Genomic DNA, 23051 nt, shown 5'->3' on the forward strand with positions numbered 1-23051 from the left:
GGATTCCCATGTCTGAAACCATGACGCCGTCGGAAATCGTCTCCGAACTCGACAAGCACATCATCGGCCAGCACAAGGCCAAGAAGGCCGTGGCCGTGGCGCTGCGCAACCGCTGGCGCCGCCAGCAGGTGGGAGACCCGCTGCGCCAGGAAATCACGCCCAAGAACATCCTGATGATCGGGCCGACTGGCGTGGGCAAGACCGAGATCGCGCGCCGCCTGGCCAAGCTGGCCGACGCACCGTTCATCAAGATCGAAGCGACCAAGTTCACCGAGGTCGGCTACGTCGGCCGCGACGTCGACACCATCGTGCGCGATCTGGCTGAGATGGCCGTCAAGCAGACGCGCGAATCCGAGATGAAGAAGGTGCGCGCCAAGGCCGAAGATGCAGCCGAAGACCGCATTCTCGACGTGCTGATCCCGCCGCCGCGCGACATCGGCTTTGCGCAGCCGGAAGAGAAGGATTCGACTGCGCGCCAGACCTTCCGCAAGAAGCTGCGCGAAGGCCAGCTCGACGACAAGGAAATCGAGCTGGAAGTGTCGGCGGGCGCGCCGAGCATGGACATCATGGGCCCGCCCGGCATGGAAGACATGACCGAGCAGATCCGCTCGATGTTCGCGGGCCTGGGCCAAGGCAAGAAGAACCGTCGCAAGATGAAGGTGAGCGAAGCCTTCAAGCTGCTGATCGACGAAGAGGCGGCGAAACTCGTGAACGAAGACGAGCTGAAGCAGAAGGCGGTGGCCAACGTCGAGCAGAACGGCATCGTGTTCCTGGACGAGATCGACAAAATTGCCAGCCGCAGCGAATACGGCGGCGGCGAGGTGTCACGTCAGGGCGTGCAGCGTGACTTGCTGCCGCTGGTGGAAGGCACTACCGTCAACACGAAGTACGGGATGATCAAGACCGATCACATCCTGTTCATCGCGTCGGGTGCGTTCCATCTGTCCAAGCCGAGCGACCTGATTCCGGAACTGCAGGGCCGTTTCCCGATTCGCGTGGAACTGGATTCGCTGTCGGTGGAAGATTTTCGCGCGATTCTCACGCAGACCGATGCGAGCCTCACCAAGCAATATCAGGCGCTGCTGAAGACGGAAGGTGTTGATCTCGTGTTTGCCGAAGACGGTATCCGCCGCCTTGCCGAGATCGCATGCTCGGTCAACGAGAAGGTCGAGAACATCGGCGCACGCCGTTTGTACACGGTGATGGAGCGGCTGCTGGAAGACCTGTCGTTCCACGCGCACAAATCGTCAGGCGAGACGGTGACCATCGACGCCGCGTACGTCGACGAGCGCTTGAGCGAGCTGTCGGGCAACGAAGATCTGTCGCGCTACGTGCTGTAAGCGTGTAAGCAACGCATTCCAAAATGCCCTGCGGGCCGCATCGGAGACGATGCGGCCCGTTTTGTTTGGGCGCCCGCGAAGCCAAGCCGGGCAAGGGTTTGCTCAGGATCGTGCCGGGTCAGGTCCGTTATCTGCTGAAGAAGGTGGTGCCGCACAGACAAATGCGCGCCGCGCACCTGGCGTGCGCGATTCCAACCACGACAAGGAGAGAAACGTATGAAACCGATCCAACGCCTGGCCCTGTGCTGCGTGCTTGCCTGCGCCCCCTTTGGCATTGCCCACGCCCAGACCACACCGGCGCCCACCGGCCCCGCCGGCGCCTCAGCCCCGAACGATGCCAAGCGCGCCGCCCACGACAGTGCCGTGAAGCAAGCCGATGCCAATTACAAAGCTGCCAAGGACAAGTGCGATGCGATGAAGGGCAACGACCGCGACGTCTGCCGCGCGCAGGCCAAGGGCGATTACAACGTCGCCAAGGCCAATGCGGTGGTGGAGCGCGATGGCACTGAAGCCGCCCGCAACCGCGCCGCCAAGGAAAAGGCCGAGGCTGATTACGACGTCGCCAAGACCAGGTGCGATGCCATGAAGGGTAACGACAAAGACACCTGCGTGAAGGATGCCAAGGCCGCGTACACGCGAGCCAAGGGCGGTGAGGAGGTGAGTCACGCCAAGGCGACCGGCACTGCGAAGGACGTCAGCGAAGCGCGCCGCGATGCTGTCAAGGACACCAACGACGCCAACTACAAGGCCGCCAAGGAGCGCTGCGACGCCATGTCGGGCGATGCCAAGACGAAGTGCCAGAACGACGTGGCAGCCAAGTTCAAGAAGTAAGCCGGACGAAAGGGTCCATACGGGCGGCCTGCGGGACGCCCTGTTTTGTCTCAATCTCTCAATCGCAACGGAGGACGTATGAACTGGGATCAGATCGAAGGTAAATGGGATCAGGCCAAGGGCAAGATCAAGGAGAAGTGGGGGCAGCTCACGGACGATGACCTGACCGTGATCCGCGGCAAGCGCGACCAGCTTGCCGGCAAGATCCAGGAGCGCTACGGCTACACGAAGGAACGTGCCGAAGACGAACTCAAGGCGTGGGAGCGCGATACCCGCTGGTGATGCCGCGCTGATGTAGCCTCACGCGGCCGGCGTTCATTTGGCGACCGGCCGCTTGCCCAATTTGCGCTGCAGCGTCCGTCGGTGCATGTTGAGCGCCCGCGCGGTCGCAGAGATATTGCCGCCGTGTTCGGCGAGCACGCGCTGAATGTGTTCCCACTCCAGGCGCGCGACTGACAGCGGCGCGGGGTTTTCCATGGTCTGTTCGGCCACGGCTTCAGACACGCCCACCTGCAGCGCCAGCAGAATCGAATCGACATTGGCCGGCTTGGCCAGGTATTCGTCAGCCCCCAGCTTGACCGCCTGCACGGCGGTGGCAATGCTCGCGTAGCCCGTGAGGATCAGCATGCGCGCCTCGGGCAGCGCCTGACGTAGCGGGGCAATCCAGTGCAGACCGGAATCCGTGCCGCCGTGGGGCATGAGGCCCTTGTCGCTAGCAGCCAGATGTAGATCGACAGTGACATACGAGAAGCGTGTCTGGCGCGCCAGGGCCAACGCTTCGCCGCCGGTGTGGGCGATCTGCGGAGCGAAGCCGCGACGCGTGAGCGCGCGCGCCAGCGTCTGCGCAAAGACGTCGTCGTCATCGAGGATCAGAAAGGGGGCGGGCTGCTGCATGGTGTTCTCCGGGGCCGTACGTGCACGGGGCTGCGTCAGGCCGTCTCGTTATGTGAAGAGGGTGGGCGCGCCAATGATGGGGGCGGCGGCGTATTCCATCGGACCGCCAACCGGCAGGCGGAGTTCGGCAATGGCGCCTTGCGGCGGATTCGGGCGTAGCACCACGGTACCACCCAGGCGGCGCGCGGTGGTGGAGGCCAGGTACAGCCCGATGCCGTGACCGCCATGCCGGCTTGGCACCGGCGTGCGGCCGAGCGAGGTCCTCAGGTCTTCCGGCAAGCCCAACCCCGTATCGACGATGGACAGCACGATCTGCGGCGGCATATCGCGGAGCACGTCCGGATTGGCGTCGATCTTGGCGGTCAGCAGCAGCGGTACCAGGTCGCGTCCAGCGTGATGCTGGCTGCGGGCGGCGTTGTCCAGCAGGATCGTGAGGATCTGGCCGACGTTCACCGCATCGAGCTCCACCGCTTGTGCCGCAGGCGACGTCTCCGTGTGGAGGCGGATGTCCGGATGCCGCAGCTGCCAAGTCTGTGTGAAATCCGGTAGCCATTGGCCGAGCGGCTCGGGTGCGCCGTCGTTGGGCTTGCGCTGCAGGCGCGCCAGTGCGGCGCGGCACAGTTCGAGTTGCTGTTCGATGGCGCGCAAGTCTTCACGGTACGGGCCGAGCGGTGAATCGGGCTGCTTCGCGTCGTGCTGCAGCTCGCCGGTGATGACGGCCACGGTAGACAGCGGCGTGCCCATCTCGTGCGCCACGCTAGCGCCTTGCGACATCAAGGCTTCGATGCGTTGCTCGCGCAGCAGCCGCTCGCGCGCTTCGGTGAGCTGCGCCTCACTCTCGCGCAGTGCGGCCGACAGGCGCGCCGTAAAGCCGGCGATCATCGCGCTGCTTGCCACGAAATCGATCCACATGCCTGCCAGGTGATACGCCAACGCATCTGCCGGGTTCGCCAGCTTCAGCGGGATGTAGTTGCCGAGCATCATGCTGTAGGCGGCCAGCGCGTACAGCGTCAGGCCCACCACATGAGCGAGCGGCAGCATGGCCGCCGCGATCGCCAGCGCCGGCAGATAGAACGAGACGAACGGGTTGGTCGCGCCGCCGGTGAAATACAACAGGGCGGACAGCGCGGTCAGGTCCACCAGTAGCTGAACGGTGATCTCGATATGCTGCACGGGCCGGTTGCGCCGCACCCGCCACCCGGTCAGCAGGTTGAACAGCGCGTGCAGGCCCATCACGCTCAGCAGCGGCACCACCGGCAGTTGCACGCCAAATACCAGCGGCGCGAGCAGCATCAGGACCAGTTGGGTGGCCAGCAGGCTCCATCGCAGCCAGAAGAGGCGGCGTAGACTGGATGCGTCCAGCAGCGGGGCGGCAAGAGACAGGGTGGAAAGCATGGTGGACAAGTGTAAACGTGCGCACCGCGCGGTTCTCCGTGCGGCGATGCGTCAATCGGCCGCACAATTGTGCACCCAACCTATCTCCCCGCAGGCGCTGTGCTTTAATGCGCTGCACGTTTGTCCCCGACAGGAGCCCTGATGATGTCCCGATCGAACCGTTCTTCCGTTTGCCTGGCTGTGCTCACTGCTGGCCTGCTCGCCAGCGCCGCCGCTTTCGCACAGGTCACGGTGCAAGACGCCTGGGTGCGCGGCACGGTGCCGGGCCAGACGGCCAGCGGCGCGTTCATGACGCTGCAATCGGCGGACGGCGCCAAGGTGGTGGGTGTGACGACGCCCGTTGCGGGCACGGCCGAGATCCACGAGATGAAGATGGAAGGCAATGTTATGCGCATGCGCGCCGTCCCGTCGCTGGAGCTGCCGAAGGGCCAGACGGTGCAACTCAAGCCGGGTGGCTACCACGTGATGCTCATGGACCTGAAGCAGCCGCTGGCCAAGGACGCCACCGTGCCGCTCACGCTGAAGGTGGAGCTGGCCGACAAGCGCGTCGTCGAGCAGAAGGTCGAGGCCCGCGTGCGCGACCTGACCGCCGGCAACATGCCCGCCATGAACCACGGTGGCGAACACAAGCATTGATGGCTTGCGGCGAGTGTCGCTTCAAGCCACGTAAGGAAGCATTCCGATGGCTAACAAGACATTGGGCACTCGCCAGAAACTGACCTTCCGCATCGAGCCTTCAACGAAGGCCGGTACTGCGCGCCCGCGCAATTTTCTCGTTCCGCTCACCCGCGGCCGCAGGGCCGGGGCCCACACCGAAGGCGGCCACGCTGAACGCCAGCGCGGGCGGGCCGACGTCCGCCGTGCACTGCGCACGCTGGACGACGACAACAAAGACAAAGACTGATCGGTCAGCAGGATTCAGACGCTGCCTTTGCCTGCGCAATCGCTTCGCGCAGGCAACGCTGGCAGCGGCAGCCCTGTCCCGGGCGCCGCGCGCTGGCAGGTAGCATTCCTTCTGTCGTGCACCAGCATGTCGCGTCGGGCTGCTTACCGTCGCCGATCGCTCCGCAGCGCATCTGCGCGCCGCAGACCGCGCATACGGTGTTGGCGGCGGACGGGGTCACCCTTGGCTGCTCCCGTCGTCGTCTTGCCCGAGCTTGTGCATCGCCTGGCGCAGCAATCCCATCTGGTGTGAGAACCGCGTGCAGGCATCGCACGCGAACAGATGCACGCGCAAGCGCAGGCGTTCGCCGGTGCGCAGGTCGCGGTCCATTGCGCTCACCAGCACGCGGTGCGCTTCCTTGCAGGTGAGCATTCCCCAACGGTTTGGCATGTGGTCTTTCTCGGTGGTGCGATAGCGATGCGGTTCAGGCGGCGGCCGGCTGGTTGCCGAACCAGTGCAGGTCAAGGCACTCGCGCAGGCGCATGCGGGCACGGTAGAGCAGTGCCCAGGCATTGGTCGCCGTGATCTGCAATTCCTGACAGATTTCGTCGGTTTCCAGCTCCAGCCACTCACGCATCATGAAGACGCGCCCAACGCGCGGCGGCAGGCGATCGACGCACATTTGCAGCACGTCGAAAAACTCGCGCCGTGACAGCGCGGCATCGGGGTCGCCCCAGTCGGACGGTGGGCTCGTGTAGTGGCCGTCGGCGGCGAACAGACTGTCGAAGACCGCCTCGTCCGAACGCATGCCGGCCTCGTCGGATTCACCCCCCGCAAGCAGCGAGACGCGCACTTCGCGCCGCCCCGAGCGGATCGCATCGATGATCTTGTGTTTAAGGATGCCGATGACGTAAGTCTTGAGCGAGGCGTTGCCGGCAAAGCGCTCGGGATGTTCGAGCACCGCCAGGATGGTGTCGGCCACCGTATCTTCAGCCAGGGCGGTGTCGCGCAATTGCAGTTGCGCAAAGCGCAGCAGATGAGGGCGCAGCGCGTCGAGTTGGTCGGGTGCGATGGCCATGATTCCCCAGGGTGTTCTTTCGTGGCAACGGTATGGCGGGCACGCAAGGTGCGCCACCAGACCGTAGCGCCTTTTCTTGTAAAATCGCGCCTGCCGAAAATGGGCTGCTTCGTTTTTTTGTGTTGCAGGCGACATTCGGCGTTCCATCATACCTGCCCAACCGGATGTCACCGTCATGACCGCTTCTGCTGCCCCCGACCCTGCTGGCCTCGACCCCGAACTCGCGCATATCGCGCCGCCGGTGAAGGCTGAGATTCTTGCGCAGGCCCTGCCTTACATTCGCAAGTTCCACGGCAAGACCATCGTCATCAAATACGGTGGCAACGCCATGACGGAAGAAAAGCTCAAGCACAGCTTCGCGCGCGACGTGATCCTGCTCAAGCTGGTCGGCATGAACCCGGTGGTGGTGCACGGCGGTGGCCCGCAAATTGACGAAGCCCTGAAGAAGGTCGGCAAGCAAGGCGCCTTCATCCAGGGCATGCGCGTGACCGACGAAGAGACCATGGAAGTGGTCGAGTGGGTGCTCGGCGGCGAAGTCCAGCAGGACATCGTCATGCTGATCAACCAATACGGCGGCCAGGCAGTCGGCCTGACCGGTAAGGACGGCGGTCTGATCCGCGCCAAGAAGCTGAAGATGCCGGACCGGGAGAAGCCGGGCGAGTTTATCGACATCGGTTTCGTGGGCGACATCGAGACGATCAACCCGGCCGTGGTCAAGGCGCTGCAGGACGACGCGTTCATTCCGGTCATTTCGCCCATCGGTTTCTCTGACGAAGGCCAGGCCTACAACATCAATGCCGACGTGGTCGCCGGCAAGATGGCCGAGATCCTGAAGGCCGAGAAGCTTGTCATGATGACCAACATTCCCGGCGTGATGGACAAGCAGGGCAACCTGCTGACCGACCTGTCGGCGCGGGAGATCGACGAGCTGTTTGCCGACGGCACGATCTCGGGCGGCATGCTGCCGAAGATTTCGTCGGCGCTGGATGCCGCCAAGAGCGGCGTGAATTCGGTGCACATCGTCGATGGCCGCATCGAGCACTCGCTGCTGCTGGAAATCCTGACCGAACAGGCGTTCGGCACGATGATCCGCTCGCACTGATGCGAACCACCCGGGCGGTGCGGGTGCGCCATGCTGCGCGCACCTTCCCGCGCGAGGTGCCTGCGGGCTCCGCGCCCGCCCGGCAGCCGGTCTGGCTGTTTGACCTCGACAACACCCTTCACCACGCATCGCACGCGATCTTTCCACAGATCAACCGGCTGATGACGGCATACGTGGCCCGCGTGCTCGGCACGGACGACGCCACCGCCAGCCAAGTGCGCGTGGACTATTGGCGCCGCTATGGCGCCACGATTCTCGGCATGGTGCGCCATCACGGCGTCGACCCCGATGATTTCCTGGCCGAGGCCCACCGCTTTGATGACCTGCGCGCCATGGTGCGCGCCGAACGCGGCCTCGCCCAACTGCTGCGCGCCCTGCCCGGGCGCAAGATTCTGCTGACCAACGCGCCCGTCGCCTACGCGCGCGAGGTGTTGCGCCTCATTGGCCTGAAACGCGCATTCCTGCGCGAAATCGCCGTCGAACACATGTGGGTGCACCGGCGCCTGCGCCCGAAACCCGATCCGCTGATGCTTCGCCGGCTGCTTGCACGCGAACGCATTGCGCCATCACGCGCCATCCTCGTCGAAGACACGCTTTCTCACCTCAAACGCTATCGACGCCTGGGGATCGGCACGGTCTGGGTGACGGGCTATCTGCGGCGCGTGCCGCCGGGCGTCCAGCCGACCTCCGCTGCCGATGCATTGCATCCAATGCAAGCGGCAGCCGTGGGCGCGCGTGCAAATTCACCACATCAACCGGCCGCCACACCGATTTTGTTCGCCAACCGGCCCGGCTATGTGAGCGTGAAAGTAAAATCGGTGCTTCAACTAAAACGAAGGCTTGTTCGACGCGGCTAGGCAGTGGTAACTCCGCGCTCGCAACGGGAGAGGGGCCAGGAAGTCATGAGCAACGCGCAAACGGAGTTTCCGACCGCCGAGCCGGTCGCGGACGTCGCCATAGCAGCACCGCCGGTACGCAAACGCCCCCGCCCGGGCGAGCGCCGTGTGCAGATTCTGCAGACGCTCGCCGGCATGCTCGAGCATCCGCGTGGTGAAAAGATCACAACCGCTGGCTTGGCGGCACGGCTGGACGTATCCGAGGCGGCGCTGTACCGCCACTTCGCCAGCAAGGCGCAGATGTTCGAAGGGTTGATCGAATTCATCGAGCAGACCGTCTTTGGCCTCATCAATCAGATCACGCTGCGTGAAGAACACGGCCTGCGCCAGGCGCATGCCATCGCGCACATGCTGCTGTCGTTTGCCGACAAGAACCCGGGCATGACACGCGTGCTGGTGGGCGATGCGCTGGTCGGCGAAGACGAGCGCCTGCCCGAGCGCATGGCGCAGTGCCTGGATCGCATCGAAGCATCGCTCAAGCAGAGCCTGCGCATGGCGGTCACGCAGGGTGCCTGGCCGGCAGATACCGACATCGCTTCGCGCGCCAACCTGCTCGTGTGTGCGGTGCTCGGGCGTTGGCATCGGTATGCCAAGAGCGGTTTCCGGAAGTCTCCGGTGGAAGGCGCGGACGCGCAGTTGCGGGTGCTGTTGGCCTGAGTGGGCTTCCCCCCAAGCAAAAGCCCCGCGATGCGGGGCTTTCTTGTTGTGTGCCGCGTGGGTCAGCCGATGGTGCGTACCGCCTCCGCCAACGTATGAAAGCGCGCCGCAATCTGCTCCGTCTCCACATGGCCATAGCCAAGCAGCAGCCCAGGCAGGCGACGCGCATCGTCCTGGTAATACCGTGAGAGGGGGCGAGTGACGACGTCATTGGCGAGCGCCAGGTCGGCAACGGCCACATCGTTGGTGCTGGCCGGCAAGCCCAGCACGAGATGCAGGCCCGACGCACCGTCATGCACGGGCAGTGCGTCGCCAAACTCGTGGGCGATGGAAGCCAGCAGCGTTTCGCGCCGTTCCGCATACACACCGCGCATGCGCCGGATGTGGGAGACGAAATGGCCCTCCGCAATGAAGTCCGCCAGCACGGCCTGCGTGAGAATCTGGCCGCCGCGGAACATCTCTGACAGCCCCGTCGCAAACGCATCGGCCAGCGCCGGCGGCACGACCAGATAGCCAATCCGCAAGCTGGGGAACAGCACTTTCGAGAACGTGCCCATGTAAAGCACGCGCCCACCCTCATCCAGTCCTTGCAATGAAGGCAGCGGGCGGCTGCCGTAGCGGAATTCGCTGTCATAGTCGTCTTCGACGATCCACGCATCGGTTGCCTGCGCGGTGGCCAGCAGCGCGCGGCGTCGCGCCAGGCTCATCACCGAGCCGAGCGGATATTGGTGCGAGGGCGAGACCACCATGAGCTTCGGCGGCTTGCTGCGCTGGCGCCCGCGCGTGGGGAGGTCGAAGCGCATGCCTTCGTCGTCCACCGGCAGCGGCACCGTGCGCACGCCCGCAGCGGTGAGCACGCTGCGCACGCCCCAGTAGCCCGGGTCTTCGATCCACGCGCTGTCGCCGGCGTCGCACAGCAGTTGGGCGATGAGCTGGAGCGACGGATGGATGCCGGCTGTGATGATGATCTGCTCGGGCTCGCAGCGCACGCCACGCGCGGTGCGCAGGTAATCGGCCAGCGCGGTGCGCAGCGGCAGGTAGCCCGCGCCCACGGGATACGTCAGCAGTGCGGGCGACGGCTTGCGCAGCAGCCGGTTGTGCAAGCGCGACCAGATGCGCGCCGGAAACATCCGCACCTCCGGTACGCCCGGCATGAACGCGCCCCATTGGCGCGAACTGGCGCCTGCATCGCGCACCAGGGCACGGCCGCGCGTGGAAAGGATCGGCGCGGACGGGGCGGCCGCCTCGGCTATCGGCGCTGCTGCCACTGCGGCCACGGCTGCGGCCGGTGCAGGCGCCGCGTCCAGCCGGTCCGGCGCGGTATCGGCGACGAAGGTGCCGCTGCCTACGCCCGCCGAAACATAGCCTTCCACGCCGAGTTGTTCATAGACGTGGATGACTGTGTTGCGCGCGATGCCCAACTCCGTGGCCAGCTGCCGCGACGACGGCAGGCGCGTGCCCGGCTGCAGCTCGTCGCGCAGGATGCCCTCTTGCAACACGCGATACAGGCGGCGGTGGTCGGGCTCGCCCCCCGGCTCTGCACGGTCGAAGCGGCGTTGCAGGTAGTCGACCAGCATACTGGCGCGGTGTGTGGGTGAGTGGTCTGCCATGGTGTGCGATGGAGCCAAAGTGGTTCCAAAAGAAAATCCTGATTGGGTCTTATTGTACAGAGCCAATGAGGCCACACTGGCTCGCATCACCTCTTTCTTGACCCAACGCACACGACCGCCATGAACGCCCGAGACCCGCAACAGAACGCCCAATGGAATGCCCGCCGCCTCGCCGCTACGCCGCGCGGTGTCGGTGTGATGACCGATCGCTACGCCGAGCGCGCCGAGAACGCCCTGTTCTGGGACGTGGAAGGCCGACGCTACGTCGACTTCGCGGCCGGCATTGCCGTGGTCAACACGGGCCATCGCCACCCGCGTCTGGTGCAGGCCGTGCGCGAACAGCTGGATCACTTCACGCATACCGCTTTCCAGATCGTGCCGTACGGCTCGTACGTCGAATTGGCCGAGCGCCTGAACACGATCACGCCCGGCACGCACGCCAAGAAGACCGCGTTCTTCACCACCGGCGCAGAGGCAGTGGAAAACGCCATCAAGATCGCACGGGCGCACACGGGCCGCCCCGGTGTGATCGCACTCACGGGTGCCTTCCACGGTCGCACGTTCATGGGCATGTCGCTGACGGGCAAGGTGGTGCCGTACAAGACGGGCTTCGGGCCGTTCCCGGGCAGCATCTACCACGTGCCCGCGCCGGTCGCGCTGCATGGCGTGAGCACGCAGGATGCGCTGGATGCCATCCAGCGTCTGTTCAAGGCGGATATCGATCCGCGCCAAGTAGCGGCCGTCATCTTCGAGCCTGTGCAGGGCGAGGGCGGCTTCTATCAGATGCCCGCCGACTTTGTGCGCGCCATCCGGGCGCTGTGCGACGAGCATGGCATCGTGATGATCGCCGACGAAGTGCAAACCGGCTTTGCCCGCACCGGCAAGCTGTTTGCCATGGAGCACACCGGCGTGCTGCCCGACATCACGACGATGGCCAAGGGCTTGGCCGGCGGCCTGCCGCTGTCGGCCGTCACGGGCCGCGCAGAGATCATGGACGCGCCTGCTCCGGGCGGGCTCGGCGGCACCTACGCCGGCAACCCGCTGGCGGTGGCGTCCGCACACGCGGTGCTCGACATCATTGCCGACGAGAAGCTCTGCGAGCGTTCCGCCGCACTGGGTGCGCGCCTTGTCGACGCACTGAACGCTGTCAAAGCCCGCCAGCCGCGCATTGCAGAAGTGCGCGGCGTGGGCGCGATGGTTGCTGTCGAATTCAACACGCCGGACGGCAAGCCCGACGCCGACTTCACCAAGCTCGTGCAGCAACGGGCGCTCGAAGCCGGCCTGCTTTTGCTGTCGTGCGGTGTGTACGGCAACGTGATCCGCTTCCTGTTCCCGCTCACGATTGAAGACGCGGTATTCGAAGAGGGCCTTGCCATCCTGCAACGCGCACTGGAGGGCTGACACCATGACCCGCACCGACTTGCCGAGCGCGCCGGTTACGCCGCCGATCGCACTGAAAGACCCCGGCCTGTGGCGCACGCAAGCGTTCGTCGCCGGCACCTGGGCCGATGCCGATGACGGCGCCACACGTGACGTGACCGACCCGGCCACCGGCCGCAACATCGGCACTGTGCCCGGCATGGGCGCCGCCGAAACGCGCCGCGCCATCGATGCCGCACAGGCCGCGCAGCGCGTCTGGCGCAAGGTCAGCGCGCGCGATCGCGCGAAGATCCTGCGCAAGCTGGCCGATCTGATGATGGAGCATCAGCACGATCTCGCCGCCATCCTCACGGCCGAGCAAGGCAAGCCGCTGCCGGAAGCCGCCGGTGAAATTGCCTACGCCGCCTCGTTCATCGAATGGTTTGCGGAAGAGGCGCGCCGCATTTACGGCGACACGATTCCCTCGCCGCAGGGCGATCGCCGCATCGTCGTGCAGAAGGAGCCGATTGGCGTGAGCGCGGCCATCACGCCGTGGAATTTCCCCATCGCGATGATGACGCGCAAGGTCGGCCCGGCGCTGGCAGCCGGCTGTTCGATGGTGGTCAAGCCCGCGCTGGAAACGCCCTACTCTGCGCTGGCGTTTGCCGAGCTGGCAGTGCGTGCTGGCGTGCCGGCGGGCCTGCTGTCCATCGTCACGGGCGATTCGCAGGCGATTGGTGGCGAGCTGACGTCCAACCCGATCGTGCGCAAGCTCAGCTTCACGGGTTCCACTGCGGTTGGCCGCCTGTTGATGCGCCAGTGCGCCGACGACATCAAAAAGCTGTCGCTCGAACTGGGCGGCAATGCGCCGTTCATCGTGTTCGACGATGCCGACGTCGATGCAGCGGTGGAAGGCGCGATGATCGCCAAGTACCGTAATGCGGGCCAGACCTGTGTCTGTGCGAACCGCTTCTATGTGCAGCGCGGCATCTACGACACGTTTGCCGCCAAGCTGGCCGACGCCGTGCGTGCGCTGCGCGTCGGCAACGGTACGGAGCCCGGAGTGCAGCAGGGGCCGCTGATCCACATGCGCGCGATGGACAAGGTGCAGCAGCATCTGGACGACGCCGTACGCCAGGGCGCCCGCGTGCTGGTGGGCGGCAAGCCGCATGCCCTGTCGGCGCAGGGCGGCGCGTTTTTCGAGCCGACCGTCGTGGTCGATGCGAAGCCGGGCATGCTGGTCGCGCATGAAGAAACGTTCGGCCCGCTGGCGGCGCTCATCCCCTTCGACACGGAAGACGAAGCCGTGGCCGCTGCCAACGACACCGAGTTCGGTCTCGCTGCGTATTTCTACACGCGCGATCTGGGCCGGGCGTGGCGCGTTTCGGATGCGCTGGAGTCGGGCATGGTCGGCGTCAATACGGGCCTGATCTCGACGGCCGAAGCGCCGTTTGGCGGCGTCAAGCAATCGGGTCTGGGCCGCGAAGGCTCCAAATACGGCATCGACGAGTACCTGGAGATCAAGTACATCAACATGGCCGGCCTCTGACCGGCGTATGACAGAAGATTGGACGCATCACGCAGCAGTGATGCGTCTGCCGCCGCTTGCTCTATAATCACTCTCCTCTGGCGCGCCGATTTGACGACTGGCTTGCGGGCGCGCGGGAGTTCAGACATCCACGGATGTGGCGCTGGGCTCTCATTACAAATGCGGCTAAAGAGGTTCGGTCAGAGCGGGGTGGTGAAAGTAAGCGCCCTCCGTGCGCCACATGAGAACCCGATTGGTTGCGTGAACAGCGTTGCCGGTCGGGTTTTTTCTTTGGTGCCATGACAGACATCCAGGCTGACCCCGCGGTCACCGCAGCCGATGCGGCGCAGGCCGATACCTCCTCTCCGGCGGCACACCAGGGCAAGCCGGCCAACGCCATCGGCCTGGTCGTGCCCGAGCGCATGCACTTTGCCGAGCCGCTGCAACTGCGCAACGGCTCGCAGATCAGCGGCTACGACCTGATGGTCGAAACCTACGGCACGCTCAATGCCGACCGTTCCAACGCCGTGCTCATCTGCCACGCACTCAACGCTTCGCACCACGTGGCGGGCGTGCACGCCGAGGGCGAAGTCGGCTGGTGGGACAACATGGTCGGCCCCGGCAAGCCGGTCGACACCAACCGCTTCTTCGTCATCGGGGTGAACAACCTTGGGTCTTGTTTCGGCTCGACGGGCCCCATGAGCCCGCATCCGGAAACCGGCCTGCCCTATGGCGCGCGCTTCCCTGTGGTGACGGTGGAAGACTGGGTGAACGCCCAGGCGCGCGTGGCCGATCGTTTCGGCATCGAGCAGTTTGCGGCGGTGATGGGCGGCAGCCTCGGCGGCATGCAGGCGCTGGCCTGGAGCCTGATGTATCCGGACCGGCTGCGGCATTGCGTCGTGGTGGCGTCCACCCCCAAGCTGTCGGCGCAGAACATCGCCTTCAACGAGGTGGCGCGCAGCGCGATCCTGTCCGACCCCGATTTCCACGGCGGCGATTACTACGCGCACAACGTCAAGCCCAAGCGCGGTCTGCGCGTGGCCCGGATGATCGGCCACATCACGTATCTGTCGGACGAAGACATGGCCGCGAAATTCGGCCGCGAGCTGAAGGCGGATGACATCCGTTTCTCGTTCGACGTCGAGTTCCAGGTCGAGAGCTACCTGCGTTATCAGGGCGACAAGTTTGCCGAGTACTTCGATGCGAACACGTATCTGCTGATCACGCGCGCGCTCGATTACTTCGACCCCGCACTGGCCTACGGCGGCAGCCTGACCAATGCCGTTGCGCACACCAAGGCGAGTTACCTCGTCGTCAGCTTCATGACCGACTGGCGATTCGCCCCTGCGCGCAGTCGCGAACTGGTCAAGGCGCTGCTCGACAACAAGCATCCCGTCACCTACGGCGAGATCGACGCGCCGCACGGTCACGACGCTTTCCTGTTGGAAGACGCGCGCTACCACGCGCTGGTCCGCGCCTATTACGAACGCATCGCCCAGGAGATCGGCGCATGACAACGCAAACGCTGAACCCCGCGGCACCGTCGGCGGTGCCGAACATCCTGGCGGACCGGGCGGATTTTCGTGCCATCGCTCGCTGGATCGAGCCGCGCTCGACCGTGCTCGACCTCGGTTGCGGCGACGGCAGCCTGTTGCGCGTGCTGCAGGATGAGCTCGACGTGCTGGCCTACGGCATCGAGATCGACGATGCGGGCGTGCTGGCCTCCACGCAAAAGGGCGTGCACGTGATCCAGCAGAACATGGAAGGCGGGCTGGCGCTGTTCGAGGACAAGAGCTTCGATACGGTCATCCTTTCGCAAACGCTGCAGACCATCCACAACACGGCGCAGGTGCTGCGCGAGATGCTGCGCGTGGGGCGCGAGTGCATCGTGTCGTTTCCGAACTTCGGCTACTGGCCGCATCGGCTCTCGATTTTTCGCGGGCGCATGCCGGTGTCCAAGTCGCTGCCGTACGAGTGGTACAACACGCCCAACGTGCGTGTGCTGACCATCCGCGATTTTGAAGCGCTGGCGCCCAAGGTGGGGCTGGTGATTCTCGACCGTGTGGTGCTGCACGAAGGCAACGTGGTGCGCTGGGGCGCCAACTGGCGTGGCAGCGTAGCGGTGTACCGGGTGCGCGCCGGCTGATTGCCCGGGCATCGATGGACTTGCCGTGTGCTGGTTTGTGCGCGCCCACACGCAGCACAGTGGCGCGCTACACTGGACCCTCTTCCGGTGAGGAGCGTGCGATGAGCAGACAGACCAGGCGCAGTAGTCCGCGCATGCTGCAGACGGTGTTGGTGATTGCGATGGGGATGGCGGCGCCTTTTGCACTTGCCGCAACCTCGCCGCAAGCTGTGCGAGGCGACGCCGACGCCCTCACCCAGATCGCCATCGCGCACTATGAGAAGAACGATTTCGGCCACGCCTTCGATGAATTTGCCGAGGCAGCCCAGCGCGGCAACCGGCTCGCGCAATTCAACTACGCGATGATGCTGATGCGCGGCGAAGGCGCCGTCGCCCGGCCCGACGAAGCGGTCAAATGGCTGCGCCGTGCCGCCGACAACCAGATGACCCACGCGCAGTTTGCCTACGGCGAATTGTTTGAACGCGGCGAACTGGTACCGCGCTCGCTGGAAGAAGCCAACAAGTGGTACGAGCGTGCCGCCGCCGGCGGGCATGTCGAGGCGCAGCGTGCGCTGGCCACCGATTACTTCACCGGGCGCGGTGTGCCACGCGACTACGGGCGCGCATTCAGTTGGTACAAGAAGGCGGCCGAAGGGGGCGATGCGCCATCGCAGTACATCGTCGGCAGCTATTACGAGCGCGGCGAGCCTGGTGTCGTGCCGCAGGATATCGAGCAGGCCAAGAAGTGGTATGGCAGGGCGGCCGCCCAAGGCGATGTGGGCGCGCTCGGCAAGCTGCGTGAACTGGTGGAGAAAACCTATCGGGCCAAGCACGGCGATCCGCCCACAGCGGCACGTCGGTCCATGTAGGGCACGCAAGAAAAAACCGCCGGGCATGGCTGCATGCACCGGCGGTTTTTTGTTTGGGAGCGCGTTCAACCGGTCATCAACAGCAGCGGCCGACGCGTCCGGCGTAGCGCGCGTCCTGGCGTTCGCGGAAGAAGTCTTCGTACGTCATGACGGCCTGGCCGGGGTGCGTCTCCTGCATGTGCCGCACGTAGGTGTCGTAGTCTGGCACGCCGACCATCAGGCGCAGCGTCTGGCCCAGGTAGCGGCCGAAGTTTTCGAGTTCTTCGCGCATGCCCGTGCTCACGCGCCCAGCGCTTCGTACGGCGTTTCGTTGGCGGTCGGGCGGCTCGCGGCGCGCGCCTTGAGCACCGTGCGCAGGCCATACCACGCGATGCTGACCACCACGAGAATGAACAGGCCGCACAGGAACGCGTCAATGCGGTCGTTCAGCACCACCTGCTGCATCTGCGCCATCGACTTGGCGGGGGCCAGCAGCTTACCTTCGGCAATCGCGCTGGCGTACTTGTTGGCGTGCGCCAGGAAGCCGATCTTCGGGTCCGGATCGAACAGCTTCTGCCAGCCGGCGGTGAGCGTGCAGAGCAGCAGCCAGAGGGTCGGCAGCAGCGTCACCCACACGTAGCGGTCGCGTTTCATCTTGACCAGCACGCAGGTGCCGAGCGTCAGCGCAATCGCGGCCAGCATCTGGTTGGAGATGCCAAAGAGCGGCCACAGCGTGTTGATGCCGCCCAGCGGATCGACCACGCCCTGGTACAGGAAGTAGCCCCACAGGGCGACGGTCGCGGCCGTGGCAATGAGGTTGGCGACGAGCGAATCCGTGCGCTTGAGTACCGGCACAAACGTGCCCAGCAGATCCTGCAGCATGAAGCGCCCGGCGCGCGTGCCTGCGTCCACGGCGGTCAGGATGAACAGCGCCTCGAACAGAATCGCAAAGTGGTACCAGAAGGCCATCATGGCCTGGCCGCCCACCACCTGGTGCAGGATGTGCGCCATGCCCACAGCCAGCGTCGGGGCGCCGCCCGCACGGGCGAGGATGGTGTTTTCGCCGACGTCCTTGGCGGTCTGGATCAGCACGTCAGGGGTGATGACGAAGCCCCAGGTGGACAGCGTGTGTGCCACCGTATCGGGCGTCGCGCCCACCAGCGCCGCAGGGCTGTTCATCGCGAAGTACACGCCCGGGTCGATGACCGAAGCGGCCACCAGCGCCATGATGGCGACGAACGATTCCATCAGCATCGCGCCGTAGCCGATGAAGCGTGCTTGGCGTTCGTTCTCCAGTAACTTGGGCGTGGTGCCCGACGCGATGAGCGAGTGGAAGCCCGACACCGCGCCGCACGCAATGGTGATGAACAGGAACGGGAACATGTTGCCCGACCACACCGGGCCGCCGCCGCCAGCAAACTGCGTGAGCGAAGGCATCTGCATCTGCGGCGCGACGATCAGGATGCCGATGGCCAGCGCCATGATCGTGCCGATCTTCAGGAACGTCGACAGGTAATCACGCGGGGCCAACAGCAGCCACACCGGCAGCACCGAGGCGACAAAGCCGTAGCCGATCAGCATCCACGTGAGGGCCTTGCCGTCGAACGTGAACAGCGGCGCCAGCGCGGCATTTTCGTGCACCGCCTGACCGCCGATGATGGCCAGCATCAGCAGCACGAAGCCGATGATGGAGATCTCGCCGATGCGGCCCGGGCGGACGTAGCGCACGTACACGCCCATGAACAGCGCGATGGGGATCGTGGCGGCCACCGTGAAGGTGCCCCACGGCGAGCCGACCAGCGCCTTCACCACGATCAGCGCCAGCACGGCCAGGATGATGATCATGATGAGGAACGCGCCAAACAGCGCGATCACGCCGGGCACGGTGCCCATCTCGCTCTTCACGAGGTCGCCCAGCGAGCGGCCGTCGCGGCGGCTGGAGATGAACAGCACGATGAAATCCTGCACCGCGCCGGCAAACACCACGCCGGCCAGAATCCAGAGCATGCCGGGCAGATAGCCCATCTGCGCGGCCAGCACGGGGCCCACGAGCGGGCCTGCCCCGGCAATGGCCGCGAAGTGGTGCCCGAACAGCACGTGCTTGTTGGTGGGAACGTAATCGAGCCCGTCGTTGTAACGCCAGGCGGGCGTCTTGCGGGTGCCGTCCAGGCCGAGCACCTTGTCGGCAATGAAGCGGCTGTAGTAGCGATACGCGATCAGGTAGATGCATACGGCGGCCACCACCACCCATAGCGCACTGACTGCCTCGCCGCGCGCAAGCGCAACGGTGGCAAAGGCAGATGCGCCAAGAATGGCGACGACCAGCCAGATCAGGTGTTGCCTGACGAAGCTCATGTCGATCTCCTCGAACCTTGGTCGAAGCTATTTGCTGAACGCGGGATGTGGGTTCATCCCTGCGGTAAGTCCTGCCCCGTGACAGGGGCGTGTAGTATTTGCCAGCCTCGCCCCGCGCCACAAGCGGAGGACTACGCAGCACAGGTCCGTAGTTCTACGCAGGGGCCACACCCGACCGAGACCGCGGCGCCACCTTGCGATGCCGCAACGTACGCCGCGTTTTGCCATGAAGCTCCGCCAGAAGATCCTGCTGCTCGCCGTCGCGCCGCTGACCATCGCCATGCTGGCGATCATGCTGACCGTGCGGCACCAGTCGATTGCACTGGCGCGGCACGAACGACAGTTGGTGGAATCGGCGTACCTGCAGGCCAAGGAGACCGAGCTGCGGTCTTACGTCAAGCTTGCGCAGAGTGCCATCGCGCCGTTGCTTGCGTCCGGCCAAAGTGGCGACCCGGCCCGGGACGAAGCCACGCGCGACGAAGCGATGCGCACGCTCGCCCGCCTCGACTTCGGCACCGATGGCTACTTCTTCCTCTACGACTTGCGCGGCCGCAACCTCATGCACCCGCGCCAGCCCGAACTTGTCGGGCGCGACTTGTGGGACCTGACGGACTCCGGCGGCCAGCCGACCATCCAGAAACTGGTGGCTGCCGCCCAGGCCGGCGGCGGTTTCGTGCGCTACATGTGGGACAAGCCATCGACGCACCAGAGCGTGCCCAAGCTCGGTTATGTCGAACCGATTCCACAGTGGGGCTGGATGGTGGGCACCGGCCTGTACCTGGACGACATCGAACAAACCTTGCGTGAGATCGACCGGCGCGCGCAAGCCAACATCGACCAGACATTGGCCTGGGTGGTCGGCATCGCCGCGATCAGCATCCTGCTGGTGGCCGGCAGCGGGCTGGCGCTGAACGTGAGCGACCACCGCCAGGCCGATGCCAAGCTGCGCCAGCTCGCGCAGCAGGTGGTGAAGTCGCAGGAAGACGAACGTGCGCGTGTCTCGCGCGAGTTGCACGACGGCATCAGCCAGGTGCTCGTCTCGACCAAGCTGCTGCTGGAAACCGCGCATGGCCATCTCGAAGCGTCAGCGGCATCGCCGACGTCGATCGAACGGGCGGGCAGCATGCTGCGCCGGGCGCTCGACCGGTTGAACGGCGCGCTGGGCGAGGTGCGGCGCGTGTCGCACAACCTGCGCCCTGCGCTGCTGGATGATCTCGGCCTGGCTGCCGCACTGGAGCTGCTCGTGCGCGAAACGCGCGAGGCACATGAAGACAGCCAGCCGGGGTCTGCGATTGCGCTTGAACTTGTCGGCCCGCCGGTGCAATTGCCGGATGCGTGCAACACCGCGCTGTTCCGCATTGCGCAAGAGGCCGTCTCGAACATCGAGCGCCATGCCACGCAAGCCACGCGCATCGGCGTGCTGCTTGAAAACGATATCGATGCCGTGCGCTTGTCCGTTCGCGACAACGGCCCCGGCTTCGACGTGGAATCCGTGCAGGTGGACCCACAGCACGGCATCGGCCTGCGCAACATGCGTGAGCGCATGGCCGCGCTGGGCGGCACCTGTGCGATCGCCTCCGGCCCGCACGGCACCGAGGTGTGCGCCGTGCTGCCGCATGTCGTCATCGCCCAACTGGCTTCGGCCCCCTCTTCTCCACTCGTATGAACATGCGACCACCCACGCCCGTCAAACTGCTCCTCGTCGACGATCACCCGCTAGTGCGCGATGGCGTGCGCGTGCGGCTGGAAGCCGTGCCGCATTTCGAAGTGGTGGGTGAAGCCGGTGACGCGGATGCCGCCCTGCAGGCCGCGCGCACACTGTCACCCGATCTGGCGCTGATGGACATCGGCATGCGCGGCATGAACGGCATTGCGCTCACCGAGAAGTTTGCCGAGGAATTTCCCGAGATTGCCGTGCTGGTGCTGTCGATGCACGACAACCTGGAGTACGTGCGGCAGGTGATTCGCGCCGGCGCGCGTGGCTACGTGCTCAAGGACGCGCCCGCCAGCGAACTGGTCGAAGCCATCGACGCCGTGCTGGCCGGCCGGCCGTTCTACAGCGCGCAGCTGGCGATGCGCATGGCGGAGCAGGCTGTCATGCCTACACCGGTCGAGGCGCTCACGCCGCGCGAGCGCGACATTCTCGAGGGCATCGCCAAGGGTTATGCCAACAAGCGCATCGCCGACGAGCTGGGCTTGTCCGTGCGTACGGTGGAATCGCACCGCCTGAACCTCAAGCGCAAACTCGGCATCGAGGGGCAGGCAGAACTGGTGAAGTTTGCGGTGGAGCTGGGCAAGGGCCGTTAGGCGCCCTTCGCGCTGTCCACGTAATCGCGCACCATCGCCTCGAACGAGGTGTCGCGGCCAAAGCCCAGCGCATCGGCGCGCGCGGTATCGAAGCGCGCCGGCCAGCTTTGCACGATGGCCTTGATGCGCGCGTCCGGCTCCCAGCGGATGCGCGAGACCGGCGCATCGCCCGCCACCTTGCGCAACGCTTCCACCATCTCGCCCACGCGCACCGTAATGCCCGGCAGATTCAGTGAGCGGCGATGGCCCCATGCCGAGGCCGGCAGCGTGTACGCGTGCAGCAGCGAGGCCACGACCTGGCGCGGGGAGGCGAGCCACAGCTCAGTCTCGGCTTCCACCGGGCAGATGGCTTCCTCGCCTGACAACGGCTCGCGGATGATGCCGCTGGCAAAGCTCGAGGCCGCGCCGTTCGGTTTGCCCGGGCGCACCGACACCGTGGGGATGCGCACGGCGCGGCCGTCGATGTAGCCCTTGCGCGAATACTCGCCGACCAGGAATTCGCCCATGAGCTTCTGCACGCCATACGAGGCCTGCGGCGTGGCCGCCGTGTCGTCGGTGACAACGGCCGGCAGTTGGCCACCGAACACTGCCACGGAGCTGGCGAACAGCACGCGCGGCGCACGGCCGGTCTTGGCGTGCTGCGCGCGCAGCGCATCGAGCAATGCGCGCGTGCCGTCCAGGTTCACGCGCATGCCGAGGTCGAAGTCGGCCTCGGCGGTGCCGCTCACCACGGCGGCCAGGTGGAACACGCCGCCCACATTTTCGTCGATCACCTGCGCGATGAGGGCGGGGTCGGAGGCATCGCCGGTCACGTAGCGCACGCGCGCATCGGCAATCTGACCGGCCACCTGGTCCAGCACGATGAAGGTCTCAACGGGCTGCACCGAGCCGTCCGCAGCCGGCAGGCCCGGTTGCTGAAGCAGTGCCGCCAGCACGCGCTGGCCCAGGAAACCGGCGCCGCCGGTGATGACGATATTCATGGTGTCTCCTTCTTGCCTGACGTAAGCCGCCGGGCGTTTTGATCGATGCCTAGGGTAAACAGGGATGAAGCGCTACGACTCAACTTGTATGATGACACGACGAATTTACGCTTGCCAAGACATCCCTGCCACCATGTTTGAACGACTCGACGCCGCGCCCTCCCTGTCCGACCGCGTGGCCCAGACCCTGATGGACAAGATCGACGCGGGCGAACTGCGCCGCGGCGAACGCATGCCGTCCGAAACCGTGCTCGGGCAGGAATTCGGTGTGAGCCGAACCGTGATCCGCGAGGCCATCTCGCGTTTGCGCCACGAGGGCGTGGTCGAAGCGCGCCAGGGCAGCGGCGTGTACGTCACGCAGCAGGCCGGCCTCAAGCCGCTGCGGATCGACGCGGCGCAAGCCGGCTCGATCGATGCCGTGCTGCACATCATCGAACTGCGCCGTGCGCTGGAGGCTGAAGGCGCCGCCCTCGCGGCCCAGCGCCGCACCGACGCCGAGATGATCGAGATCGACGCCGCACTCGACAGCATCGACGCTGCGGTGGCGGCCGGCGGTGACGGCGTGACCGAAGACCTGCGTTTTCACCGCGCCATCGCGGCCGCCAGCGGCAATCCGTTCCTCGTGCAGGCACTCGGCTTTTTCAGCCAATACCTGGAGGAAGCGATCGGCGTGACGCGCAGCAACGAAGCGCGCCGCGAAGACTTCGCCCGCCAGGTCCGCGACGAGCACCGCGCGATGGTCGAAGCGATCCGCCACCGAGACGCACTCGCTGCACGCAATGCCGCGCAGACCCACATGTTCAATGCCGCACGTCGCTTGGCCGAGGGCCGCGATGCAGCGCAAGACTGATTTCAGGAGCCAT

The 23051-nt window shown here is 65.5% G+C and carries 24 protein-coding genes; 16 read left to right on the plus strand and 8 right to left on the minus strand.

The genetic code is table 11. The features are described from left to right. Positions 1-8: 8 nt before the first annotated feature. The 3 genes from hslU (at position 9) to CFE42_RS15285 (ending at position 2453) form a co-directional block, all read left to right on the plus strand. The gene (gene hslU / locus CFE42_RS15275; protein ID WP_004628260.1) at positions 9-1340 is read left to right on the plus strand and encodes an ATP-dependent protease ATPase subunit HslU; all 1332 of its coding nucleotides are present in this window, start codon (positions 9-11) and stop codon (positions 1338-1340) included. Between the two features lie 216 nt (positions 1341-1556). Further along, positions 1557-2171, plus strand: coding sequence for a hypothetical protein (locus CFE42_RS15280; protein WP_004628257.1), 615 nt, complete (start codon positions 1557-1559; stop codon positions 2169-2171). A 78-nt stretch (positions 2172-2249) separates the two neighbouring features. Then, positions 2250-2453 carry a CsbD family protein gene (locus CFE42_RS15285; protein WP_004628255.1) on the plus strand — a complete coding sequence of 68 codons (204 nt, stop codon included), beginning with the start codon at positions 2250-2252 and terminating at the stop codon, positions 2451-2453. Between the two features lie 33 nt (positions 2454-2486). On the opposite strand, the gene CFE42_RS15290 is transcribed toward CFE42_RS15285, so the two are convergent. Together CFE42_RS15290 and CFE42_RS15295 are read right to left on the minus strand one after the other, a co-directional pair. Continuing rightward, a complete protein-coding gene (locus CFE42_RS15290) occupies positions 2487-3065 on the minus strand; it encodes a response regulator transcription factor (protein WP_004628252.1) in 579 nt (192 codons plus the stop codon). 48 nt (positions 3066-3113) lie between these two features. Beyond that, positions 3114-4460 (minus strand): ATP-binding protein, encoded by a 1347-nt coding sequence (locus CFE42_RS15295; protein WP_004628250.1) that lies wholly within the window; start codon positions 4458-4460, stop codon positions 3114-3116. 141 nt (positions 4461-4601) lie between these two features. On the opposite strand from CFE42_RS15295, the gene CFE42_RS15300 reads away from it, so the two are divergent. Both CFE42_RS15300 and CFE42_RS15305 read left to right on the plus strand, forming a co-directional pair. Beyond that, positions 4602-5096: a copper chaperone PCu(A)C gene (locus tag CFE42_RS15300; protein ID WP_004628248.1), complete on the plus strand. Its 495-nt coding sequence runs from the start codon at positions 4602-4604 to the stop codon at positions 5094-5096. Positions 5097-5142: 46 nt separating this feature from the next. Next, entirely contained in the window at positions 5143-5364 is a 222-nt protein-coding gene (locus tag CFE42_RS15305; protein ID WP_004628246.1) for a hypothetical protein, read from the plus strand. Between the two features lie 216 nt (positions 5365-5580). On the opposite strand, the gene CFE42_RS15310 is transcribed toward CFE42_RS15305, so the two are convergent. Continuing rightward, on the minus strand, positions 5581-5793 hold the full coding sequence (locus CFE42_RS15310) for a zf-HC2 domain-containing protein (protein WP_004628245.1): 213 nt from the start codon (positions 5791-5793) through the stop codon (positions 5581-5583). A gap of 34 nt (positions 5794-5827) precedes the next feature. Next, positions 5828-6421, minus strand: coding sequence for a sigma-70 family RNA polymerase sigma factor (locus tag CFE42_RS15315; protein WP_004628241.1), 594 nt, complete (start codon positions 6419-6421; stop codon positions 5828-5830). Positions 6422-6596: 175 nt separating this feature from the next. Between CFE42_RS15315 and argB the strand changes: the two genes are divergently transcribed. The 3 genes from argB to slmA are packed head-to-tail and all read left to right on the plus strand — an operon-like array spanning position 6597 to position 9076. Then, positions 6597-7523: an acetylglutamate kinase gene (argB, locus tag CFE42_RS15320; RefSeq protein WP_004628239.1), complete on the plus strand. Its 927-nt coding sequence runs from the start codon at positions 6597-6599 to the stop codon at positions 7521-7523. Next, a complete protein-coding gene (locus CFE42_RS15325) occupies positions 7523-8380 on the plus strand; it encodes a pyrimidine 5'-nucleotidase (RefSeq protein ID WP_004628237.1) in 858 nt (285 codons plus the stop codon). Before argB ends, CFE42_RS15325 begins: the two co-directional genes overlap by 1 nt. A gap of 45 nt (positions 8381-8425) precedes the next feature. Next, positions 8426-9076, plus strand: coding sequence for a nucleoid occlusion factor SlmA (slmA, locus tag CFE42_RS15330; protein WP_004628236.1), 651 nt, complete (start codon positions 8426-8428; stop codon positions 9074-9076). A gap of 62 nt (positions 9077-9138) precedes the next feature. Here slmA and CFE42_RS15335 read toward each other — a convergent pair whose 3' ends face one another. Next, on the minus strand, positions 9139-10653 hold the full coding sequence (locus CFE42_RS15335) for a PLP-dependent aminotransferase family protein (RefSeq protein WP_004628232.1): 1515 nt from the start codon (positions 10651-10653) through the stop codon (positions 9139-9141). A gap of 153 nt (positions 10654-10806) precedes the next feature. Between CFE42_RS15335 and gabT the strand changes: the two genes are divergently transcribed. From gabT to CFE42_RS15360, 5 genes are all read left to right on the plus strand, one after another. Further along, complete coding sequence (gene gabT, locus CFE42_RS15340; protein ID WP_004628231.1) at positions 10807-12087, plus strand: 4-aminobutyrate--2-oxoglutarate transaminase; 1281 nt, start codon at positions 10807-10809, stop codon at positions 12085-12087. 4 nt (positions 12088-12091) lie between these two features. Further along, positions 12092-13594, plus strand: a complete 1503-nt coding sequence (locus CFE42_RS15345; RefSeq protein WP_004628230.1) for an NAD-dependent succinate-semialdehyde dehydrogenase — start codon at positions 12092-12094, stop codon at positions 13592-13594. A gap of 278 nt (positions 13595-13872) precedes the next feature. Continuing rightward, positions 13873-15087, plus strand: a complete 1215-nt coding sequence (locus CFE42_RS15350; RefSeq protein WP_004628227.1) for a homoserine O-acetyltransferase — start codon at positions 13873-13875, stop codon at positions 15085-15087. After that, positions 15084-15719, plus strand: coding sequence for a methionine biosynthesis protein MetW (gene metW / locus CFE42_RS15355; RefSeq protein ID WP_004628226.1), 636 nt, complete (start codon positions 15084-15086; stop codon positions 15717-15719). The genes CFE42_RS15350 and metW overlap by 4 nt, the downstream gene beginning before the upstream one ends. Positions 15720-15820: 101 nt before the next feature. Further along, the gene (locus CFE42_RS15360) at positions 15821-16567 is read left to right on the plus strand and encodes a tetratricopeptide repeat protein (RefSeq protein WP_004628225.1); all 747 of its coding nucleotides are present in this window, start codon (positions 15821-15823) and stop codon (positions 16565-16567) included. Between the two features lie 76 nt (positions 16568-16643). Here CFE42_RS15360 and CFE42_RS15365 read toward each other — a convergent pair whose 3' ends face one another. Beyond that, positions 16644-16838, minus strand: coding sequence for a YbdD/YjiX family protein (locus tag CFE42_RS15365; protein ID WP_004628224.1), 195 nt, complete (start codon positions 16836-16838; stop codon positions 16644-16646). A gap of 8 nt (positions 16839-16846) precedes the next feature. Further along, complete coding sequence (locus tag CFE42_RS15370) at positions 16847-18901, minus strand: carbon starvation CstA family protein (RefSeq protein ID WP_004628222.1); 2055 nt, start codon at positions 18899-18901, stop codon at positions 16847-16849. Positions 18902-19127: 226 nt separating this feature from the next. Between CFE42_RS15370 and CFE42_RS15375 the strand changes: the two genes are divergently transcribed. Continuing rightward, positions 19128-20567: a cache domain-containing protein gene (locus CFE42_RS15375; RefSeq protein ID WP_004628221.1), complete on the plus strand. Its 1440-nt coding sequence runs from the start codon at positions 19128-19130 to the stop codon at positions 20565-20567. Then, a complete protein-coding gene (locus CFE42_RS15380) occupies positions 20564-21208 on the plus strand; it encodes a response regulator transcription factor (RefSeq protein ID WP_004628220.1) in 645 nt (214 codons plus the stop codon). Before CFE42_RS15375 ends, CFE42_RS15380 begins: the two co-directional genes overlap by 4 nt. Here CFE42_RS15380 and denD read toward each other — a convergent pair. Then, positions 21205-22188 carry a D-erythronate dehydrogenase gene (gene denD / locus CFE42_RS15385; RefSeq protein ID WP_004628219.1) on the minus strand — a complete coding sequence of 328 codons (984 nt, stop codon included), beginning with the start codon at positions 22186-22188 and terminating at the stop codon, positions 21205-21207. The genes CFE42_RS15380 and denD overlap by 4 nt on opposite strands. A gap of 133 nt (positions 22189-22321) precedes the next feature. Between denD and CFE42_RS15390 the strand changes: the two genes are divergently transcribed. Then, positions 22322-23038 carry a FadR/GntR family transcriptional regulator gene (locus CFE42_RS15390; RefSeq protein ID WP_004628218.1) on the plus strand — a complete coding sequence of 239 codons (717 nt, stop codon included), beginning with the start codon at positions 22322-22324 and terminating at the stop codon, positions 23036-23038. Positions 23039-23051: the final 13 nt, after the last annotated feature.

Origin of the sequence: Ralstonia sp. PBBBR1, from assembly GCF_002256165.1 — a bacterium.
Taxonomy (GTDB): domain Bacteria; phylum Pseudomonadota; class Gammaproteobacteria; order Burkholderiales; family Burkholderiaceae; genus Ralstonia; species Ralstonia thomasii.

Bases quoted from the DNA above. Each gene is read 5' to 3' on its own strand.
- CFE42_RS15365 (WP_004628224.1), bottom strand. From the start codon at position 16,838: ATGCGCGAAGAACTCGAAAACTTCGGCCGCTACCTGGGCCAGACGCTG.
- CFE42_RS15345 (WP_004628230.1), top strand. From the start codon at position 12,092: ATGACCCGCACCGACTTGCCGAGCGCGCCGGTTACGCCGCCGATCGCA.
- CFE42_RS15315 (WP_004628241.1), bottom strand. From the start codon at position 6,421: ATGGCCATCGCACCCGACCAACTCGACGCGCTGCGCCCTCATCTGCTG.
- CFE42_RS15350 (WP_004628227.1), top strand. From the start codon at position 13,873: ATGACAGACATCCAGGCTGACCCCGCGGTCACCGCAGCCGATGCGGCG.
- CFE42_RS15375 (WP_004628221.1), top strand. From the start codon at position 19,128: ATGAAGCTCCGCCAGAAGATCCTGCTGCTCGCCGTCGCGCCGCTGACC.
- CFE42_RS15285 (WP_004628255.1), top strand. From the start codon at position 2,250: ATGAACTGGGATCAGATCGAAGGTAAATGGGATCAGGCCAAGGGCAAG.
- CFE42_RS15310 (WP_004628245.1), bottom strand. From the start codon at position 5,793: ATGCCAAACCGTTGGGGAATGCTCACCTGCAAGGAAGCGCACCGCGTG.
- CFE42_RS15295 (WP_004628250.1), bottom strand. From the start codon at position 4,460: ATGCTTTCCACCCTGTCTCTTGCCGCCCCGCTGCTGGACGCATCCAGT.
- CFE42_RS15380 (WP_004628220.1), top strand. From the start codon at position 20,564: ATGAACATGCGACCACCCACGCCCGTCAAACTGCTCCTCGTCGACGAT.
- argB (WP_004628239.1), top strand. From the start codon at position 6,597: ATGACCGCTTCTGCTGCCCCCGACCCTGCTGGCCTCGACCCCGAACTC.
- hslU (WP_004628260.1), top strand. From the start codon at position 9: ATGTCTGAAACCATGACGCCGTCGGAAATCGTCTCCGAACTCGACAAG.
- CFE42_RS15280 (WP_004628257.1), top strand. From the start codon at position 1,557: ATGAAACCGATCCAACGCCTGGCCCTGTGCTGCGTGCTTGCCTGCGCC.
- CFE42_RS15290 (WP_004628252.1), bottom strand. From the start codon at position 3,065: ATGCAGCAGCCCGCCCCCTTTCTGATCCTCGATGACGACGACGTCTTT.
- CFE42_RS15360 (WP_004628225.1), top strand. From the start codon at position 15,821: ATGAGCAGACAGACCAGGCGCAGTAGTCCGCGCATGCTGCAGACGGTG.
- CFE42_RS15370 (WP_004628222.1), bottom strand. From the start codon at position 18,901: ATGAGCTTCGTCAGGCAACACCTGATCTGGCTGGTCGTCGCCATTCTT.
- metW (WP_004628226.1), top strand. From the start codon at position 15,084: ATGACAACGCAAACGCTGAACCCCGCGGCACCGTCGGCGGTGCCGAAC.
- CFE42_RS15335 (WP_004628232.1), bottom strand. From the start codon at position 10,653: ATGCTGGTCGACTACCTGCAACGCCGCTTCGACCGTGCAGAGCCGGGG.
- slmA (WP_004628236.1), top strand. From the start codon at position 8,426: ATGAGCAACGCGCAAACGGAGTTTCCGACCGCCGAGCCGGTCGCGGAC.
- CFE42_RS15390 (WP_004628218.1), top strand. From the start codon at position 22,322: ATGTTTGAACGACTCGACGCCGCGCCCTCCCTGTCCGACCGCGTGGCC.
- gabT (WP_004628231.1), top strand. From the start codon at position 10,807: ATGAACGCCCGAGACCCGCAACAGAACGCCCAATGGAATGCCCGCCGC.
- CFE42_RS15300 (WP_004628248.1), top strand. From the start codon at position 4,602: ATGATGTCCCGATCGAACCGTTCTTCCGTTTGCCTGGCTGTGCTCACT.
- CFE42_RS15325 (WP_004628237.1), top strand. From the start codon at position 7,523: ATGCGAACCACCCGGGCGGTGCGGGTGCGCCATGCTGCGCGCACCTTC.
- CFE42_RS15305 (WP_004628246.1), top strand. From the start codon at position 5,143: ATGGCTAACAAGACATTGGGCACTCGCCAGAAACTGACCTTCCGCATC.
- denD (WP_004628219.1), bottom strand. From the start codon at position 22,188: ATGAATATCGTCATCACCGGCGGCGCCGGTTTCCTGGGCCAGCGCGTG.